At 69.9% G+C, this 17,168-nt stretch carries 15 protein-coding genes; 7 read left to right on the top strand and 8 right to left on the bottom strand.

What is annotated here, in order from left to right:
- Positions 1-191: 191 nt before the first annotated feature.
- The gene (locus tag ACWEVS_RS38320) at positions 192-1,010 is read left to right on the top strand and encodes a phosphotransferase family protein (RefSeq protein WP_449921755.1); all 819 of its coding nucleotides are present in this window, start codon (positions 192-194) and stop codon (positions 1,008-1,010) included.
- 46 nt (positions 1,011-1,056) lie between these two features.
- Here the strand turns inward: ACWEVS_RS38320 and ACWEVS_RS38315 are convergent, their stop codons facing one another.
- Entirely contained in the window at positions 1,057-1,341 is a 285-nt protein-coding gene (locus tag ACWEVS_RS38315) for a hypothetical protein (RefSeq protein ID WP_449921754.1), read from the bottom strand.
- A 176-nt stretch (positions 1,342-1,517) separates the two neighbouring features.
- Here ACWEVS_RS38315 and ACWEVS_RS38310 point away from each other — a divergent pair, with 176 nt between their 5' ends.
- A complete protein-coding gene (locus ACWEVS_RS38310) occupies positions 1,518-2,156 on the top strand; it encodes a hypothetical protein (protein WP_452555632.1) in 639 nt (212 codons plus the stop codon).
- A 119-nt stretch (positions 2,157-2,275) separates the two neighbouring features.
- Positions 2,276-2,641 (top strand): hypothetical protein, encoded by a 366-nt coding sequence (locus ACWEVS_RS38305; RefSeq protein WP_452555631.1) that lies wholly within the window; start codon positions 2,276-2,278, stop codon positions 2,639-2,641.
- Positions 2,642-2,811: 170 nt separating this feature from the next.
- Here the strand turns inward: ACWEVS_RS38305 and ACWEVS_RS38300 are convergent, their stop codons facing one another.
- Positions 2,812-4,164, bottom strand: a complete 1,353-nt coding sequence (locus ACWEVS_RS38300; protein ID WP_452555629.1) for a hypothetical protein — start codon at positions 4,162-4,164, stop codon at positions 2,812-2,814.
- Positions 4,165-4,312: 148 nt separating this feature from the next.
- On the opposite strand from ACWEVS_RS38300, the gene ACWEVS_RS38295 reads away from it, so the two are divergent.
- Positions 4,313-4,834 carry a hypothetical protein gene (locus ACWEVS_RS38295; RefSeq protein WP_449921745.1) on the top strand — a complete coding sequence of 174 codons (522 nt, stop codon included), beginning with the start codon at positions 4,313-4,315 and terminating at the stop codon, positions 4,832-4,834.
- A gap of 282 nt (positions 4,835-5,116) precedes the next feature.
- The gene (locus ACWEVS_RS38290; RefSeq protein ID WP_452413665.1) at positions 5,117-5,929 is read left to right on the top strand and encodes a hypothetical protein; all 813 of its coding nucleotides are present in this window, start codon (positions 5,117-5,119) and stop codon (positions 5,927-5,929) included.
- An 81-nt stretch (positions 5,930-6,010) separates the two neighbouring features.
- Here ACWEVS_RS38290 and ACWEVS_RS38285 read toward each other — a convergent pair whose 3' ends face one another.
- The 3 genes from ACWEVS_RS38285 to ACWEVS_RS38275 form a co-directional block, all read right to left on the bottom strand.
- A complete protein-coding gene (locus ACWEVS_RS38285) occupies positions 6,011-8,164 on the bottom strand; it encodes a peptidase domain-containing ABC transporter (protein ID WP_452555627.1) in 2,154 nt (717 codons plus the stop codon).
- Entirely contained in the window at positions 8,161-8,331 is a 171-nt protein-coding gene (locus tag ACWEVS_RS38280; protein WP_449921739.1) for a hypothetical protein, read from the bottom strand. The genes ACWEVS_RS38285 and ACWEVS_RS38280 overlap by 4 nt, the downstream gene beginning before the upstream one ends.
- Before the next feature lie 146 nt (positions 8,332-8,477).
- Complete coding sequence (locus tag ACWEVS_RS38275) at positions 8,478-8,624, bottom strand: hypothetical protein (RefSeq protein ID WP_354915858.1); 147 nt, start codon at positions 8,622-8,624, stop codon at positions 8,478-8,480.
- A 159-nt stretch (positions 8,625-8,783) separates the two neighbouring features.
- On the opposite strand from ACWEVS_RS38275, the gene ACWEVS_RS38270 reads away from it, so the two are divergent.
- Both ACWEVS_RS38270 and ACWEVS_RS38265 read left to right on the top strand, forming a co-directional pair.
- A complete protein-coding gene (locus ACWEVS_RS38270) occupies positions 8,784-11,459 on the top strand; it encodes a BTAD domain-containing putative transcriptional regulator (protein WP_452555624.1) in 2,676 nt (891 codons plus the stop codon).
- 78 nt (positions 11,460-11,537) lie between these two features.
- Positions 11,538-12,377 carry a DUF4344 domain-containing metallopeptidase gene (locus tag ACWEVS_RS38265; protein WP_449921733.1) on the top strand — a complete coding sequence of 280 codons (840 nt, stop codon included), beginning with the start codon at positions 11,538-11,540 and terminating at the stop codon, positions 12,375-12,377.
- 46 nt (positions 12,378-12,423) lie between these two features.
- Here ACWEVS_RS38265 and ACWEVS_RS38260 read toward each other — a convergent pair whose 3' ends face one another.
- From ACWEVS_RS38260 to ACWEVS_RS38250, 3 genes are read right to left on the bottom strand one after another with little or no spacing between them, the layout of a single operon-like run.
- Positions 12,424-14,238: a CASTOR/POLLUX-related putative ion channel gene (locus tag ACWEVS_RS38260; protein WP_452413669.1), complete on the bottom strand. Its 1,815-nt coding sequence runs from the start codon at positions 14,236-14,238 to the stop codon at positions 12,424-12,426.
- Positions 14,235-15,158 carry a hypothetical protein gene (locus tag ACWEVS_RS38255; RefSeq protein WP_449921727.1) on the bottom strand — a complete coding sequence of 308 codons (924 nt, stop codon included), beginning with the start codon at positions 15,156-15,158 and terminating at the stop codon, positions 14,235-14,237. The genes ACWEVS_RS38260 and ACWEVS_RS38255 overlap by 4 nt, the downstream gene beginning before the upstream one ends.
- A 2-nt stretch (positions 15,159-15,160) precedes the next feature.
- Positions 15,161-16,999 carry a BTAD domain-containing putative transcriptional regulator gene (locus tag ACWEVS_RS38250; RefSeq protein WP_452555622.1) on the bottom strand — a complete coding sequence of 613 codons (1,839 nt, stop codon included), beginning with the start codon at positions 16,997-16,999 and terminating at the stop codon, positions 15,161-15,163.
- Positions 17,000-17,168: the final 169 nt, after the last annotated feature.

Raw genomic sequence — 17,168 nt, 5'->3', positions numbered from 1 at the left:
CCAGACGAGCGCGAGAATTCCCAGCGCCGACCCGACCTGCGCTGGGACCGCTCGGGTTTCGTGCCTGTTGGACGGTGGAAACGAGCGGCGGTGAGCAGTGCGCCGCACGGGACGTGGAAGCGTCGCGCGCGGCCTCGGTGGCGGCGGCGAACCTTCCTCCCGCACGGCGGCAGAAGGGGCGGAGCAGGCGCATGACGGCTGACCGATTCAGCACGCACGACCTCGAACTCGGCGACGACGTCGTGACCAAGCGATACACATCCTGGGGACGAGGAGAACCTCACCGGGAATGGGCGGCGCTCACGCTCCTCGCCGAACACGCGCCCGGCCTCGCGCCCAGCCCCGTCCGCGCCGAGTTCGACGGCTGTCCTCCCGCGATCGTGATGACCAGACTGCCCGGACGCGTCCTTCGCGGTCAGCACGCCACCGATGAACAGATCCGCGCGATGGCCGCTGCTCTGAACCGGTTGCACCAGGAGATCCCCATTCGCGTGGTCGAGGCGGTCGAGCCGGCCGCGTGGGGGCCTGCCGCCGCCGTGCGCAAAGTCCGCGCCTGGGCCGACAAGCAACCCGACCTCGGCGAGGACCCTGCGGTACGGCAGGCGTTCCGAGCGGGCGCCGCATGGCTTGCCTCCTCCGTCCCGGACGAACTCGCCACGAACCCGCTGCCGCCCGTCCTCGGCCTGGCTGACGGGAACCACGCCAACTACCTGTGGGATGAGCATCGGGTGCGGCTCATCGACTGGGAAGACTCCGGACGCAGCGATCGCGCCTTCGAACTCGGCGAGGTGGCCGAGCACATCTCCCGCGTCGACGGCACCCTGGACGCGGAGCGGCTGCTGGCCTGCGTCGACCTGACCCAGCGGGAAGCCCAACGCGTACGCGGATTTCGCCGCCTGTTCGCGCTGGGGTGGTTCCTCATGCTCGGCCCCGATGGGCCGGCCACACCCCACAACCCCGCAGGCACCTTGGAACGTCAGGCCGAACGAGTTCTCCGCCTGCTCGACTGACACCCGCTCCGGCAGCGGGATCGAAGCGCCTGCTGCGCCGGTGGTCTCAATGTTCGTGGAATCGCGCCTCCATGACCGCGAGAGCGCATTCCTCAGGAGTCAGCCAGCGCAGCACGACGTCGTCGAACAGGTCGGTGTCGATGCTGCTCAGACTGTCCTCGTCTGAGTCGTCAAGCCGCCGCCAGAGCACCTGGGGCAGGACTGTGACACCCGGTTCGGCGATGCACGTGACCACGCAACGCGCGGGGCGGATGCCGTTCTGGGGGTCCATCTCGTACTCCAAGGCATGTTCGAACCACATGCCCTGCTGCGGGATCACGCTCTCGGCCACGTCGTCATCCTCCTTCGGGCGAGGGCGCACGCGCGGGGAAAACGATCGGCCGGTGCGCAGAAAGTTGGGTACACCCGTCCTGTTGGTCCGCCTTACCCGATCGAAAGCACTCAAAGATCGAGAAACCGGGTGACAGGGGTCTCGAGCCCTCGTACGCTCCCGGACGTGACCGACGCATGAAGCACGTCGACCTCGACGCGTCGATGACCCTGCCCGGCGGCCCACGGAGCGAGTCAGCGGGCACGGAACTGGCGACCGATCCGGCGGCCCTTCACCGCGCCGTGAAAGACGAGCCGGCAAGCACAATGGGGGCTTGGGCTGGTGAAGCCACGGCTGTTGAGGGATTCCTCCGGTGGCTCGTGGCCGATATTGACCGGCTCCCGCAGGTGACCGTCCACCACGCCGAGTTCCGGCATTACGGCTCTGGATATGCCTCCTACGTCGACGTCTTCGTGACCAAACGCGACGGTTCGATGTGTCGATCCATGGATGGTTGGACACACGTTGAGGGGCTGTCCCTGGCGCTGTGCCGGCTCGCCCCTTTGGCGGTGCTGCTCAAGCCCAGTACCCGATCCTCCGGACCCGATGGTTCCAGCGCTTATGACTTGCCCGAACTCTCCCAGGTGATGGATATCGACCTTCCGGGATGGGAGGAGGCGTCTCGGCAATTGCGCCAGGTCCTTGCCCGCCACGGCGTCGCACTGCTGAGCTCGCAGGTACTCGCCTTACCGCTGGACGCTCGGCTTCGGGTGGAAACGGTCCTCGGCGATCCGCCGTACAGGCTGTTCGACGCCTGGTTCCACTGGATGGACTAGCCGACGAGCGACCAGTCGCGGCCACCGGTCGGTCTGGAACGGCATGGGCATGCCCGATGCTCATCCCTCGGACGCGCGTCGGCACGCCCTTGGCGTTGAAGAGCGGTTACCTTGGCGATATGGCCGATCACGAGCGCACGCTGTCCGAGGAGGAGCAAGCCGTCATCCTGGCCCTTCTCGCTCAGGACTTTCCTGGCGTGGACGAGCTGCGAGCGCAGGTTCCTGAGGTGGTCGTCCTGCGTCGATGTGGCTGTGGTTGCGCGACGCGGGACCTCGGTCCAGGAACTGCTCGCCGTTCGGACGCGTCCCCGGTGCGGGACGACGTGCTGGTCTCCGCCAGTGTGACGGGTCGTGGTGACGGTGTACTGCTGTTCGTCAAGGACGGCTACCTGTCGTGCCTTGAGGTCTACTCTCTCGACGATGATCCGGCTCCGCTTCCCCGCGTTCAGGACCTCGTCATTGATCCCGTCGACACCCGCGAGTAACCGCTGCAAGCCGGACGCGACCCTCAAGGATGATCCCAGGTCAGTGCTGACCAGCGAGGGGCGTCACCGGTAGGGGTCGAGCTGGTCGGTGGGCCCGACCAAGGCGGCCCGGGGCCGTGAGCGCCGGCCGGGTCTCTAACCAGGCGGCCCGTGCCCGTAGCCGGCGTCGGTCACCAGCGCAGCGTGGGGCTGAGGACTTCGCCGATGAACGCCGGGCCGTTCTCGATCTTCCAGGAGCTTCTCGCGGCGTAGTCGCGCCCGGAGAGGGTCCGGACCGCGAAGTACCCGCACGACTGCACCTGACCCTCTACCGTGATGTACATCTGGTGGCACTTGAGCTGCTGGGAGACCGGCAACTCGGTCATCGGGTCGTACAGCTGGACGGCCATGTCGGTCTTGATCCCGACGGGGCCCCGCAGCCGCGTCCGTACCATGAGGGTCTCGTCGCTGACCTTGATGCAGGGCTGTAGCTGCACGCCCTGGCCGGCGTGCGTCCACGCGCCGCAGCGTTCGGTGCCCTCGCCCGCGCGGCGGTCGGTGCCGCCGACGAGGGTGCCGCCGTAGAACGCCAGCCCCGCCAGGACGACTGCGGCCAGCGCGGCGTGTGTCACCGGGACCGTCCGTGGGGTCCTGCCCCGGCCCCCGGTTCCGCCGCCGTGGCTGCGCTCCGGGTCGGTCCGGACCCCGACGTCTCGCGTGTCCACGGGTACGGCACGCGCATCCCTGACGTCTGGCTGCGGCGTCCCGGCAGCGCGCGGCGGTGCGGCGGCGATGGATGCCGTCACGGACACCGGGGCGCCGCCGGACGAAGCAGCAACGGATGGCGGCGCCGCGGAGAGCGCCCCCGCAACGGGCGGCGACGTGGGGGAGCCGGCCATCGAGCCCACGGTGGCCGCCGTGGAGCCGACCACGGGTCCCACCGCGGCTGCCGTGGCGTCGACCGCCGATCCCATGGCGGCTGTCGTGAAGTCGATCGTCGATCCCACCGGGGCTGCCGTGGCGTAGACCGCCGCTCCCGCCGGAGCTGTCATGGCGTCGACCGTCGATCCCACCGCGGCGGTCGTGGCGTCGACCGCCGGTCGCACCGTGGCGGTCAGGGGGTCCGGCGAGACGACGGACGGCGGCGGCGCGTCAGCGGACGGCGGCGGCGCGTCAGGAGACCCCGTTGCGGCGGAGGCGATACGGCCGGCAGCGTTCTGGCGCCATCCACGTCCGGTCTTCTCCAGGGCGCCGCGAAGGTCGTCGATCCGTTCGCCGACGGCCAGCAGCCGCTCGGCACGATCGCCGGACACCTCGAGGGCGGTGACGATGTCGCGCATGTCCTCGACACCCGGCAGCCTGGTGCCCTTGGTGAGCTGGCGCTGACCGGACAACCAGTTCGACACCATCGAGGCCGTGGCGTTTCTCACGCGATGCACCAGGTACTTCTGCTGTTTCCCTGCGGATTCCAGCGCTTCGCGTAAGCCTGCGGCCGCCTCGTCCAATGCATGGCCGAGCGCGTCGGCCGTTTCATCTACGTTCATGCGATCCCCCGTGTAACCGTTGCCGGGCCGCTGAAACAGCAGGTCAGAGCGCTGTATGGGCGGTGGGACAGTTCAAGTTCCAAAATCCTTCCACCGATGTCGTTTCCTGGCCAACCTGTCTGGCATGCCAACGACACGAGGAGAACTCATGCGTGCCGCGTTCATAGGTCTGCTCACCGCCGGACTGCTGGTCTCACCGGCGGCGGCCTCGGCCCAGCCGGCGCAGTCGGCCCAGTCGGCGAGCTGCGAAGGCGTGCGCATCCTGCACACGCCCGTGCGGATCCAGAGCGGGGACACCGCCGCGTACGTCCACGTCTTCTACGACTCGCGGACGGCCGTCGCCTGCGCGTACCTCAATTCCAGCAACCAGACCTGGGGCTATTCCAAGCACATGACCATCCAGCTCAAGCACTGCCAACGGCCCAGCCAGACGCGCGGGGTGTGCAACGGTCAGCTGCAGTCGACGGCGGTCGGCGGGTGGAGCAGCGGACGCAGTAACGCGGTCACCCTGCGGATCACGGACGGCTACATCATGGGCGTCGGCCGGATCTGGTGGAACGACAACTACGGGACCAACCAGTCACGGGCGATCGCCAGGGTGAGCAGCGCCCGTGTCGCCCAGCGCGACGTCGAAGAGGCCGTCAGGGAAAGCAGCGAAGCCACCCGCTGACCCCCGCCGCTGCCCGCCTCCGACGACGTCGATACGGCGGGCGGCACCAAGCACGACGAGGCGGCGCGCGGCGCACGGCGCCGCGCGAACCCCGCCCGAGCCCCGCCCGAGCCCCGCCCGAGCCCCGCCCGAGCCCCGCCCGAGCCCCGCGCGAGCCCCGCGCGAACCCGGAGCACGAAGCCCGCGCGAACCCCGCGCGAGCCCCGCGCGAACCCGGAGCAGGAAGCCCACCCGACCCCGACCGGCAGACACGACTGCCCGAACACCTTGAAGAGGACCACCATGTACGGACCCGGCTGGCGCCAGGACCCCCAGGGCAAGACCCGGTGGAGCGAGAACGGCCAATGGGGTGACCAGGTGCGCGACTCGTCCGGTGGCGTGTACCGCGACCACCACGTCCCCAGCACCCCGCCCCGCATGTCGGCCCCCAGGCTGTCTCATGCCGACCCGCCGCCTGGCGGCGGGTCGAGCGTCATCGACGAGCTGGCGGCCAAGAACCGCCAGGTCTGGGGCGATCAGGCTCCCGGGGCGGTGCAGCAGGCGCTGGGCGGGATGGGAACGGGCGGGTTCGCCGCGATCCTGGTCGGGCTGGCCGTCATGGTGTTCCTGTTCACCGTCGTCAGCTTCGTCGGAGTGGTGGTCCTGCCGATCGTCGGGTTCGTCCTCTACCGGAAGGGGACGCTGCGCGGGGTCAAGCCGGCGGTCCTGGGGGTCGTCTGGTTCCTGTGTCTGACCACGACGCTGACCACCGTGGACCGGTTCTCCGGAAGCGGGCTGCCGGAGGAGGTCGAGCAGGCGCAGGCGTTCCTCAGCCTGATGGGCAGCGACTCCATCTCGCGTATCTGCACCGAGCCTTACATGACCGAGCAGGCCAGGGCCGCGATGGCGGCCAAGGAGGGGGTGTCCGGCTGTGCGGAGGCCGTGGGGAGGATCAGGCAGCGGCTCGACGAGTCGGCCTTCGAGGATCTGGGCCAGCTGGACATGACGAGGACCGATCGCGGCACCTATCTGCTGGAGGACAATCCGCTGGGCTGGCGGGAGATCACCATCAGCACCCAGGAGACCTACGGCATCCTGTTTCACGCGATCAGCTGACCCGCCCGCGGTTTCGGGGCCGCCGGCACGAGGAGCGAAGGGGCGCGGGCGCCGGCCGCGAGGACCTGCGGAATCCGCCCGTCAGGACTGATCGCGGGTGATCGCAGCGGAGGCGTCATGGCCGACCAGCGCCGCGTATCGGCCTCTCCGGCTCATGAGATGGTCGTGGTCGCCGACCTCCGCGACGCTGCCCTTGTCGATGACGAAGATCCGCGCGGCGTCCCGTACCGTGCTCAGCCGGTGGGCGATCACGATGCGGGTGATCGGCAGATGGCTCAGGTTGTGCTCGATGATGGCCTCGGTCCTGGTGTCGAGATGGCTGGTCGCCTCGTCCAGCAGCAGCACCGCCGGCTCGGTGAGCAGGGCGCGGGCGAGGGCGATGCGCTGGCGCTGGCCTCCGGAGATCAGCCCGCCGTCGGTGAGCATGGTCTCGTACTTCATCGGCATGGCGTCGATGGTGTCGTGGATGTGGGCCAGCCGGGCCGCTCGCACCATGCGCTCGTAGGAGGCGTCAGGGTCGTTGAGGCAGATGTTCTCCCTGATGGATCCGCTGAACAGGACGGGCTCCTGGTTGACGATGCCGAAACGGGTGCGCAGGTGCCTGATGTCGATCTGGGAGGCGGGCAGCCCGTTGTAGAAGATCTCGCCTTCGTCCGGCTGGTAGAGGCCCAGCAGCAGCCGGGCGAGCGTGCTCTTGCCCGATCCGGAGCTGCCGACCAGGGCGATCTTCTCTCCGGGGCTGATGCTCAGGTAGATGTTGCGCAGGATCCACGGGGACCGCTGGTCGTAGCGGAAGCTGACGTCGCGCAGCCGGATGAAGCCCACGGCCGACGGCCGTTCCGCCTGGACGGGAAACGTCTCGCGCGGGGTGGCGGCGATGTCGTCGAGCCGCTCCACGTGCGCGCCCACGGTCTGGAGCTGGTGCAGGCTGCCCATCAGCGACCCCAGCGGGGTGAGCGCCGCCACGGCGATCGCGTTCAGCGCCAGGACCTGTCCCAGGCTCAGGTCCCCGGACAGGACCTGCCAGGCCCCCATCCAGAAGAACGCGGCCGGGGCCGCGAACCGCACCGTCGCCGTCGCCGAGGTGACCGAGCCCGCTGTCAGCCCGCCGAGCTGCGCGGCGGCCAGCTGACGAGCGAACGCTTCCCGCCAGCGGCTCAACGCGCGCTGCTCGGCGCCCGCCGCCTTGAGGTTCTCCATGCCCTTGATGGACTCGATCAGCTTGGTCTGCGCGTCGGCCTGGGCGATCTGCTCGCGGGTGATGAGCTCGCCGACCCTGCGCTGGGTGAGCAAGAGCGCGAGGATCTCCAGGCCCGCGATCATGATCAGGCCGAGTCCGAAGCTCGGCTCCATGGCCAGCAGGAGGACGAGATAGCCGGCGGCCATCGGCCCGTCCAGCATCGCCGCGACGATCTGCCCGCTGAGCAGGGCACGTACCTGGGCCAGGCTGGCGGTCCGCGTCACCAGGTCCCCCGCTCCCCGCAGGGCGAAGAACCGGTACGGCAGCGCCATCAGATGGGCGACGATCCCTTCGGTCATCTCCCCGTCGACGCGTGTGCGCAACATCGCCAGCAGCAGCGTCCTCAGCTGTCCCACAGCCAGGTGGGTGAGCACCCCGACCGCGAGCATGATCCCGAGAAACGCCAGCAACCCCTCATCGCCTCCCGGCAGCACCCGATCGGTGATCACACCGGAGGCCGCGGGAAGCAGCAACCCCATCACCTGCAGCAGCGCCGACGCGGCGATGATCTGCGCGAACAGCGCCTTCTTGTCGCGTACGGCGGTGCGCACCACGGGCGAGTGCCACCATCCGCGAGCCCGGGGCTGCCGGGTGAAACCGGGTCCCGGTTCGAAGGTCAGCAGCACGCCGGTGAAGTCCCTGGCGAACTCCCTCCTGCTGAGCGTCATCCTTCCTGCCGCCGGGTCCACGATGGTCACCTGGCGGGGCGTCCACGCTTCCACCACCACGAAGTGCTCGAACCGCCAGTGCGCGATGGCCGGAAGTGGCTTGCCGGCCATCGCCTGCGGTTCCAGCGAGAAGGCCCGCGTCTTGAGCCCGTATCCTCGGGCGGCGCGCATGATGTCACGCGCCGACAGGCCGTCTCTCCCGACCCCCGTCCTGTCCCGCACGTCGCGCAGCGACACCCCGTGGCCGTGGTGGTTGAGGACCATGGCCAGGCAGGCGGCCGCGCAGTCCACCGCCGTGCTCTGCTGGACCAGCCGAACCTTCCTCACAGCTTCCCCGCCACCTGCAGGCTCATGACGACCAGGGCGAGGATCAGCGCGGCGACCACCGCCCACAGGGTGCCGATCCACCCCCGGGGAATCTCGCTGGACGAAGGAACCTGAGCTTGCGCTCGCCGGTGATGTCGTAGCGCTTCCTTGCGGTACACCTGCCGCATCAACTGACTCCTCACATGACGAGCGCCGCCGGGTTGCCCCGGCGGCGCTCTTTCCAGCCCTTGCCGTCAAACGGGGCGCGAGCCTCTCAACACTGATCCGAGCCCCTCAGACGCGGGCCCGGGTCCCCTCGGACAGGCCCGAACCGCTAGTACAGGTTCGGCCGGCCCGGGCAGAGGCAGCCCCTGCCGTGGCCGATCTCGATGTAGTCCGGCAGGCTGAAGTCCAGATCCGGCCACACACCGCCGACGACGGACGCGAGTTCGGCGTCGGTCAACTCGATCTCGTTGCTCATCAGTTCTCCTTGAGCGTGTTCTCAACGGACGAGCTGGAGCCTCACAGGGCGGCATTGACAGGCGATAACCGGTCCCATTGCCGCGATCTGTCCCGGTATTTATCCCCGCCCTGCCGGGACTGCCGGATTCGTCGTATGCCGCAACCTACGATGTGATCTGTGCGTTTCGAGGTGCTTGGGCCGGTTCGTGGCTGGCGGGGCGAGGAGGAACTCCAGCTCGGCTCCCCGCAGCAGCGGTTGACCCTGGCGGCCCTGCTGCTGGCCGAGGGCCGATCCTTGACCGTCGACCAGCTCGTGGACATCGTGTGGGCGGACGAGCCGCCGCGGACCGGGGCGGCCACCGTGCGCACGTACCTGTCCCGCCTGCGGGCCGTGCTGGGTGAGGGAGCCATCCGTTCGGTCGGCGGAGCGTATGGCTGCTCCGCCTCCCTGGACGCCTCCGACTTCACCACGTTGGTCCGGCAGGCTCGGCAGGCCCCACCGGCCGAGGCCGGCGACATGCTCGCGAGCGCGCTGCGACTCTGGCACGGGGAGGCGCTGGCCGGACTGCCCGGCGCGTGGGCCGAAGGACAGCGGGCCCGCTTCGCCGAGCTGCGGCTGTCCGCTCTCGAGGCCAGGATCGAGGCCGATCTGACGCTCGGCCGCCATCAGTACCTCGTGGCCGAACTGACGGAGCTGACCCGCGCCCACCCGGCCAGGGAACGCCTGGTGGGGAAACTGATGCTCGCCCTGTACCGCTCCGGCCGCCAGAGCGAGGCCATCGGCGTCTACACCAACACCACGCGGTTCCTGGCCCGCGAGCTCGGCGTCGCCCCCTCGACGGACCTCGCCGCCCGTTACCAGCAGATCATCTCCGGTGACCCGGCCCTGGCCGCTTCCCATCGCCATGCCGGTGAGCGGCGACCGGCCCCGCCTGTTCCCTGCCGGCTACCGCCCGACATCCCTGACTTCACCGGCCGCGCGGCGCAGACGTACAGCCTCCTCGGCGCGTTGCGGGCAACCGGAAGGCAGGCGCCCCCGGTGGTCGCCGTCTCCGGGATCGGTGGGGTGGGCAAGACCACGCTTGCCGTGCGCCTGGCCCACGCCCTGCGGCAGGACTATCCCGACGGGCAGCTGTACGTGGACCTGCGGGGCGCGGACCCGGCTCCGCTGGACCCTTCCTCGGTGCTGGCGTCGTTCCTGCACGCCCTGGGCGTGGGCGACGAGCGGATTCCCGAGGGCGTGCAGGAGCGTTCCGCGCTGTTCCGCTCGCTGCTGTCCGACCGGCGGATGCTCCTGGTGCTGGACAACGCCCGGGCCGCCGCTCAGGTGACCCCGCTGATCCCCGGCAGTCCCGGTTGCGCGGTGCTGGTCACCAGCCGGCCCAAGCTGCCGGGCCTGGGTGGCGCCCACGGGGTCGATCTGGCCACGCTCACGCCTGGGGAGGCCGTCGATCTGTTCGCCCGGATCGTCGGTCATGAGCGGGTGGCGGCCGAGCGGGCCGCGGCCGAACGGCTGGTGGCCCTGTGCGCGCACCTACCGCTGGCCATCCGCGTGGTGGGCGCCCGGCTGGCGCTCAGCAGCCTCAGGACCGTCGAGTCCATGCTCGCCGAACTCCTCGACGAGCGCGGCCGGCTTGACGCGCTCCGCGCCGGAGAACTGGACGTCCAGAGCACCTTCGAGATGTCCTACCGTCAGCTCGCCCCCGCGCAGGCACGAGCCTTCCGGCTGGCGGCCGCGCCGGACTGCGACGATCTGCCGCTGGCCGCGGCGGCGGACCTGCTCGACCTGGACGAGGACGAGAGCGAGCATCTCCTGGAGTCGCTCGTCGACCTCAGCCTGCTGGAGTCGCCCGTTCCTGGCCGCTACCGCTACCACGACCTGCTCAAGGTGTACGCCCGCCGGCAACCCGATCCCGAGCGGGAGGAAGCGGTCGACCGGCTGGCCGGTCACCTGCTGGCCACCCTGCAGAACGCCTGCACGGCATGGGGGCTCGGGCGATCCTGGTCCGGCTCGAGCCCCCGGCCCGGCCTGAGCTTCTCCGGCGAGGAGGAGGCCTCCGCCTGGCTGGAGACCGAGCTGGCAGGCATCTGGCCGCTGCTCGGGCAGGCCGCCGACATCCATCTGGCGGTCCGCCTCCTGCGCCTGCTGGAGGAACGGGTGGACCGGGTCGTCCACCACCGCGAGTTCAGCGGCGCGGCGGAACGGCTCCGCCAGGCGGCCAAGGACCGGGGAGACCGCGAGACCGGAGCCGGCGCCGCGTGCGTACTGGCGAGCGTGCTGTACTCGATGGGGCGCAGAGCCGACGCCGAGCCGCTCCTGCGCGAAGCGGTCGGGCAGGCGGCCGACGGGATCCTCCTCGCCGAGAGCGGCACGCTGCTCGCCCTCACCATCGCCACGCGGCAGGACTGGCCGGAAGCGGTCCGCGTGGCACGGCGCGCCGTGGCTACGGCCCGCCGGTCCGGCGACCCGCGCGTGGAAGCCAGGACGCTGACGTACCTCTCCCAGATCCTTCTCCGTATCGGGCAGGCGGAAGAAGCCCTCGCCCATACCGAGGCCGCCATCGCGCTGGCGGCCTCGGTGGGCGTCGCGGCCTTCGAGATCTCGATCAAAGGCGTCGTGCTCACCGCCCTGGGGCGATACGAGGAAGCGATCCCCTGCTACGCCGAGGCTCTTGCCGCGTACCGCAAGCAGGGCCTGATGCAGATGGCGCTGGAGAACGCCTCCAGGCTCGCCGCCGCGTACCGCCAGGCCGGCCACTCCGATCTGGCGCGGAAGTACGAGGAGGAAGCCCGCGCGCTGTCCCAGGAGATCGCCGACTCGGCTCTCCTGGATCCCGGCCCCGACGGCCGTTGACGATCTGGTACGTCGCCGCGCAGCGGCCCACGGCCGGTGTCTACTGACTGTCAATGCCTGACCGGCAGGGTTTCCCACATGACCCTGAAGATCAGAGAAATCGCCGTCGCGGCGCTCCTGGCCGGGACGATGCTCACGGCGTGCGGCGCCGAGCCGACGGCTGCCCGGCAGAAGAGCCCCGCGGCGTCCGGCGGTCACAGCGGAGCGAAAGGCGCGTTCTCCGTTGTCGTCGCGGATGCCGAGGACGAGGTGAACCAGGCGATGGCCAAGAATTTCAAGGACGAGAAAATGCTGGAGGAGGCGGCCGACCTGTTCAATGACGTGCTGAAGCTGCCGGAAGGGGACTACACCCTCGCGGCCGAGGAATGCAAGCAGGCCAACGCCTTCTGGAGCCCCGACGAGAAGAAGATCACCATCTGCTACGAGCTGCTCACCGACGCCGTCACCAAGGCCGAGGAGAATTTCAGCACCGACCAGGAGAAGCAGGATTACATCGCCGGTGTCCTGATGGACACGCTCTTCCACGAGCTCGGCCACGCCGTCATCAGCATCTTCGACCTTCCCACGGTCGGCAAGGAGGACGACGCCGTCGACCAGCTGTCCGCGATCTTCATGATCCAGGCCGGCGAGGAGGGGGAGAACTTCGCGCTGCAGGCCGCCCAGTCGTACTTCATCGCCGCGGCCGACACCGACCGCGACTCCCTGCCGTTCTACGACGAGCACTCCATGGACGAGCAGCGGGGCTACAACTACGCCTGCCTCGTCTACGGCTCCGACCCCGAGAAGTTCGCCGATCTGGTGGGCGAGGCGGACGACTCCTTCCTGCCGGCGGCCAGGGCGGAGCGCTGCCCGCAGGAGTGGGAGAAGGTCAGCGCCGCCTGGGCGAAGCTCCTGGAGCCGCATCTGAAGGCCGCATGACAACCTGACGAGGCCGTCCCTGATCAGGGACGGCCTCGTCAGGTTGTCACCTGTCGGCCACCACGACGACCTGGTCGCCGGGCCGGAACGCCAGGTGCTCGGACTTGGGCGGGTTGAGCCGCACGCCGTAACGGGGCGCTGTGGCGCTGTCCGACGACAGCCGGTACCCCAGGGCCGTCTCGCCGCGCCGGCGGGCCGCCTCGATCACGGTCGCGAAAGTCGAGGACGCGCCGAGCGTGATGTAGTTCTCCGCCGGCTCGAGGTAGATGTCCGGCCCGTCGTGCTCCAGCAGCGCGTCGAAGACCTGGCCGAGGTGCCGGTTCTCGGCCAGCTGGGCGAGCAGCATGCTGACCAGCCGACCGCCCACCACGAAATCGTCGGCCTCGGCGACCTGGGCCAGCAGCCGGTTCCGCTCGTCGTTCATCTCGCTGACGATCGCCGCCCCCGTGTCCATGTCACGCAGGTGCAGCAACGTGACCATCGTGCGGGCGTCGGCCTTCTGGGGCTCGTACGCGTCACACGACAGCACGATCACCTGGTCGTAGATCCCGGGATTGAGCGCTTCGAGGGTGGCGCGGTCGGTGATGTCTCCCTGCTTCGCCGTGACGAGGACGTCTCTCGGCAGCGGGACGTCCTCGGCGACCGGGCCCACCAGGTGGATCTCCGAACCGGGCAGCAGGTGATGCCCGAGCTCCCGCAGGATGCGCCGTCGGCGGCGGTTGTCCCCCAGGATCAGCGTCCTGGCCGGTTCCGCCTGGGGGACCGGTGGTAGCCCGATGGTGTTCGGCAGGACGGCGGGCGGCGCGGTGGCCAGCCGGATCTCCGAATCGTCGGCGGCGATGAGGATGAGCTGGTCGCCCTCGCCGATGACGGTGTCGCTGCGCGGGTTGAGGACCACCCGGCCGCCGCCCAGCCGCAGCCCGACGACCGTGGCGGTGTCGAAGGCGAACAGCGCCTCGCCGTACATCCGGCCCACGAGCATCCGCTCGGTCCACATGTAGATCTCGTCCCCGTCGAAGTCCAGCAGCTCGGTGTAAACCGCCGACAGGCCGGACTGCCGGCAGGACTGGACGACCAGCCGTGCGGCGAGGTTCTGCGAGTCCACCACTTCGGCGTGGGGGCCGGCGGCGATGCGGGCGGCCGTGAGGTTGCCGCTGTCGGTGACGGCGGCGACGACCGACGGACCCGATGCCGTCCGCCGCCTGCTGCCCAGCGCCAGGAGCGTCTTGACGAGCTCGGCGTCGTCCGACGAGAGGATCAGGATCGAGCGCGCCGCGTCCGGGCTGACCAGGGCCAGCGAGGACGGCTCGGCCGGATCGCCGGACCTGACCACCAGGCGGGTTCTGCCGATCTCGCCCAGCCGGGCGCGGAGCTCCTCCTCCATCTCGACCTTGTCACGGTCGGCCAGGACGGCGATGACCGGCCTGCGCTCGCTCTTCTTGGCCTTGACCAGCTCGGACACGACGGCGAAGATCTCCTCCGACCAGCCGAGGACGACGGTGTGCTCCCGCTCGACCACGCGGGAGCGCCCCTTGCGCAGCTCGTCGAGCTTGGTGTCCAGGCCGGCGCTGAGCACGCCGACCAGGGCGCTGACGATGAAGATGCCGCCCAGCGTGACCACGAGCATCATGAAGACGAAGAACCAGTTGCCGTCGTCGCCTCCCATGGTGCCCGGATCGAGCGTCCGCAGGAGACCCATCCAGGCCACCCGCCACGGGCTGAGCCCGTCGGCGAACGGCCAGGCGGCCAGGGTGACGACGGCGACGAGCAGTGCCGAGGCCACCGCCAGCCAGCCGATGAGGGCAGGGGTGCCCTTCGACATGGTGGAGTCGAACCAGTAGCGCAGGCGCTCCCTGGTCACTGCTGCTCCGTCAAGTAGCCGCAGGCCATGGGCTCCTCGGTACCGCCGTTGGTGAAGTCAGGGTCGATCTCGAACTGGCCGAGAACGGTCGCCTCGACCGGGCGGCGGTAGGTGATCTGGTCACCGCAGTTGTAGTAGACGTAGGCACCCTCCTTCTCGCCCAGTATCAGCACGCGATCGTCGTCCTTGACGACCGGCTTGCCGTCGCCGTCATGGACGGTGGCCCACTGGTTCTTGAACCCGACCATGTCGAGGAAGCCGTTGCCGTTGCCGTTGACGTAGATGTCCGCCGCTCCCATCACCATCTGGAGGACGAGGAGGAAGCCGAGACCGACGCCGACGAGCGCACCCGTGATGACCTTCATGCCGGCCCGGGTGGACCCGCGCTGGCGCATGATCCGGTACGGCGCCAGCAGGCCGAGGAAGGCGATGGCGACCGCCGGCAGGACGGCGGAGCCGTAGTCGATGTCCAGGTCTTCGGACACGCCGTTGGTGGTCGTCAGGTAGGCCCAGTAACCGATCGCCGAGAGCAGCGCCGCGAGGGTCGCGGCGACCCATGACTTCTCGCGGACCCAGGCGAGCGCCCGCCCGGCCGCGCCCCTGGTCAGCAGGTTGACCAGCCAGAAGAGCGTGACGATGACGCCGACGACGGGGAGCAGGTAGAGGAAGATCTCCACCAGCGTGCCGACGAGCCTGGCGAAGACGGTGGCCTGGTCCAGGCCGGCCTGCTCGGGCGTGATGCCGAAGATCGCGTAGACGTGCTGGAGGCCCAGGTAGAGCATCGCGTACAGGGCCACCGCGATCGGCACGGCCACCGACCCGATCTTCTCGACGACGTCCAGGATGCTGCCGCGATCAGGCTGCGGACGTTCCTGGGGCGGAGCGACCTGCTCGACAGGGTTGTATGTCTGGGTGTGCATGGTTAGAAGGGTGTTCGGCCGATATAGATGGCACATTGCGAAGCGATAAGCGCCTCGTCGAGGACGGTCCGCTGGACCACCGGGTGCACGAAGCGCAGCGGCGAGCCGTCTTGCAGCAGGCCCATCTGCACCAGGACGGACAGCATGGCGGGGAAGCGGGCGCAGCTCAGCTCGGCCATCCCGGCCACGGCGTCCGGCGTGGCCTGCTCGCCCAGGACGGCGACGGCCCGTGCGAGCTCGGCGGCCCCCGGGCCGGCCGCCCGCAGCAGGCCGGACACCCATCGGGCGATCGTCTCCGGACGCTCGCCGCGGTCCAGCGTCCTGACGTGCTCGGCGAGCAGGAAGGCGTTCCCTCTGGTCTCCGCGATGCAGCGGGAGACGAACGCCGGGTCGGGTTCGGCGCCCGTCTGCTCCGTGACCAGCGCGGTCGCCGCCTCCTGCGGCAACGCGCCCAGGCGTACCGACGGCATCATCGAGCACGTCGTCTCGAGCGTGTCCGGCCAGTCCGAGGGCACGCCGGCCGCGCGGGAGACGACCAACGCCACCGGTACGCCGTGCAGCCGCCGCAGCGTGTAGGCGAACCATCGCAGCGACTCCGGATCGCACCACTGCACGTCGTCGAGCACGATGAGCAGCGGGGTTCGCCGCGCCAGCCGTACGGTCACCCAATAGAGCCCGTGCAGCACCTCCGCGAGATCGCCCCCGCGCCTGTTGCGCCAGATCACGTCGGCAGCCGGGAGCGTCACTCCTTCCAGCACCCGCGCGCGTTCCTCCTCGGGCAGTGCCGCCAGCATCGGCTCGAACAGCTGCCGGGCGATGCCGAAGGCGTAGCCGCTCTCCAGAGGGCACGCCGTCGCCCAGGCGACCTGCAGGCCGCGCAGCCGTGCCAACGCCTCAACACTCCGCAGCAGCTGGGTCCTGCCGGTGCCCGGCTCGCCCGCCACCAGCAGCGCACCGCCGTCACCTGATTCGGCCGCGCCCAGCACGTCGCTGGCGGAGTCCAGCAGATGGTCGCGGCCGAGGCAGCGGATCCGCACCGGCGCGGCCGGTTCACGGATCGGCGCGACCTGTTCACGGACCGGCGGGAGCGGTGGCGCGCCCAGACCGGGTACCTGGGCGAGGATGTCGGCCTCCATCTGCCGCAGCGCAGGGCCGGGATCCAGGCCCAGCTCCTCCGCCAGGTGTCCGCGTGCGCGGCGCAGCACGGACAGCGCGTCGCCCTGGCGGGCGGAGCGGTACAGCGCCAGAGCGAGCAGCCGCCACCCCTCCTCCCGCATCGGATGGGTTCGCGTGAACGCCTCCAGGTCCGGGATGGCCTGCGCGTGCAGTCCCAGCGCCAGCAGCGTCGCCAGCCGCCGCTCGACCGCCGCCAGTTTCAGCTCCTCCAGCCTGGCGATCTCCACCTGGGCCCACGTCGAGTGGGCGAACTCCGCGTAGGCCGGCCCGCGCCACAGCTCCAGGGCCGGATCCAGCAGCTCGAGCGCGGCCGCCGGATCACGCTGCGGATCGGCCTGCCTCACCAGCCTCTCGAAGACGTCCGCGTCGAACTGGTCCGCCGAGGCGTCGAGCCGGTAGCCGCGCGGCTCGGTCAGCAGCACCGTGGGCTTGTCCGCCGGCTCCAGCACGCGCCGCAGCCGGCAGACGAACGTCCGCAGCGAGGCCAGCGCCTGGCGTGGCGGCTCCGCTTCCCACAGATCCTCGATCAGCCTGTCCAGTGGCACCACCCGGCCCCGCGAGAGCAGCAGTCGCGCGAGTACCGCCCTGCTGCTCGGCGAGCCCAGGTCGAGTTGCCCCTCGTCACGGTGGACCTCCACCGTCCCCAAGACGCCGAACCTCATCATTGACCCCCCATGTACAAACATGCGGCATCACTTTCAGGGAACCCGATCTACGTCCTGTATACGATTCGTCAACGCTTTCATTAGGCGGCCGCACCAGGTTGACGCCATGCAGATCGACATCAGCTTCCCTGGATCACGCGTCGCCTGCCGCCGCCGTCCCGCAGGCGGC

The sequence above is a fragment of the Nonomuraea sp. NPDC003754 genome (assembly GCF_053605785.1).
The sequence above is the reverse complement of the archived record's forward strand: the minus strand, read 5'-3'. Positions and strand labels throughout refer to the sequence as shown.

Excerpts from the sequence above, each read along its gene's own strand:
- ACWEVS_RS38320 (WP_449921755.1), top strand. The coding sequence starts at position 192 with ATGACGGCTGACCGATTCAGCACGCACGACCTCGAACTCGGCGACGAC.
- ACWEVS_RS38310 (WP_452555632.1), top strand. The coding sequence starts at position 1,518 with ATGAAGCACGTCGACCTCGACGCGTCGATGACCCTGCCCGGCGGCCCA.
- ACWEVS_RS38305 (WP_452555631.1), top strand. The coding sequence starts at position 2,276 with ATGGCCGATCACGAGCGCACGCTGTCCGAGGAGGAGCAAGCCGTCATC.
- ACWEVS_RS38300 (WP_452555629.1), bottom strand. The coding sequence starts at position 4,164 with ATGAACGTAGATGAAACGGCCGACGCGCTCGGCCATGCATTGGACGAG.
- ACWEVS_RS38295 (WP_449921745.1), top strand. The coding sequence starts at position 4,313 with ATGCGTGCCGCGTTCATAGGTCTGCTCACCGCCGGACTGCTGGTCTCA.
- ACWEVS_RS38290 (WP_452413665.1), top strand. The coding sequence starts at position 5,117 with ATGTACGGACCCGGCTGGCGCCAGGACCCCCAGGGCAAGACCCGGTGG.
- ACWEVS_RS38280 (WP_449921739.1), bottom strand. The coding sequence starts at position 8,331 with ATGCGGCAGGTGTACCGCAAGGAAGCGCTACGACATCACCGGCGAGCG.
- ACWEVS_RS38275 (WP_354915858.1), bottom strand. The coding sequence starts at position 8,624 with ATGAGCAACGAGATCGAGTTGACCGACGCCGAACTCGCGTCCGTCGTC.
- ACWEVS_RS38265 (WP_449921733.1), top strand. The coding sequence starts at position 11,538 with ATGACCCTGAAGATCAGAGAAATCGCCGTCGCGGCGCTCCTGGCCGGG.
- ACWEVS_RS38255 (WP_449921727.1), bottom strand. The coding sequence starts at position 15,158 with ATGCACACCCAGACATACAACCCTGTCGAGCAGGTCGCTCCGCCCCAG.
- ACWEVS_RS38250 (WP_452555622.1), bottom strand. The coding sequence starts at position 16,999 with ATGATGAGGTTCGGCGTCTTGGGGACGGTGGAGGTCCACCGTGACGAG.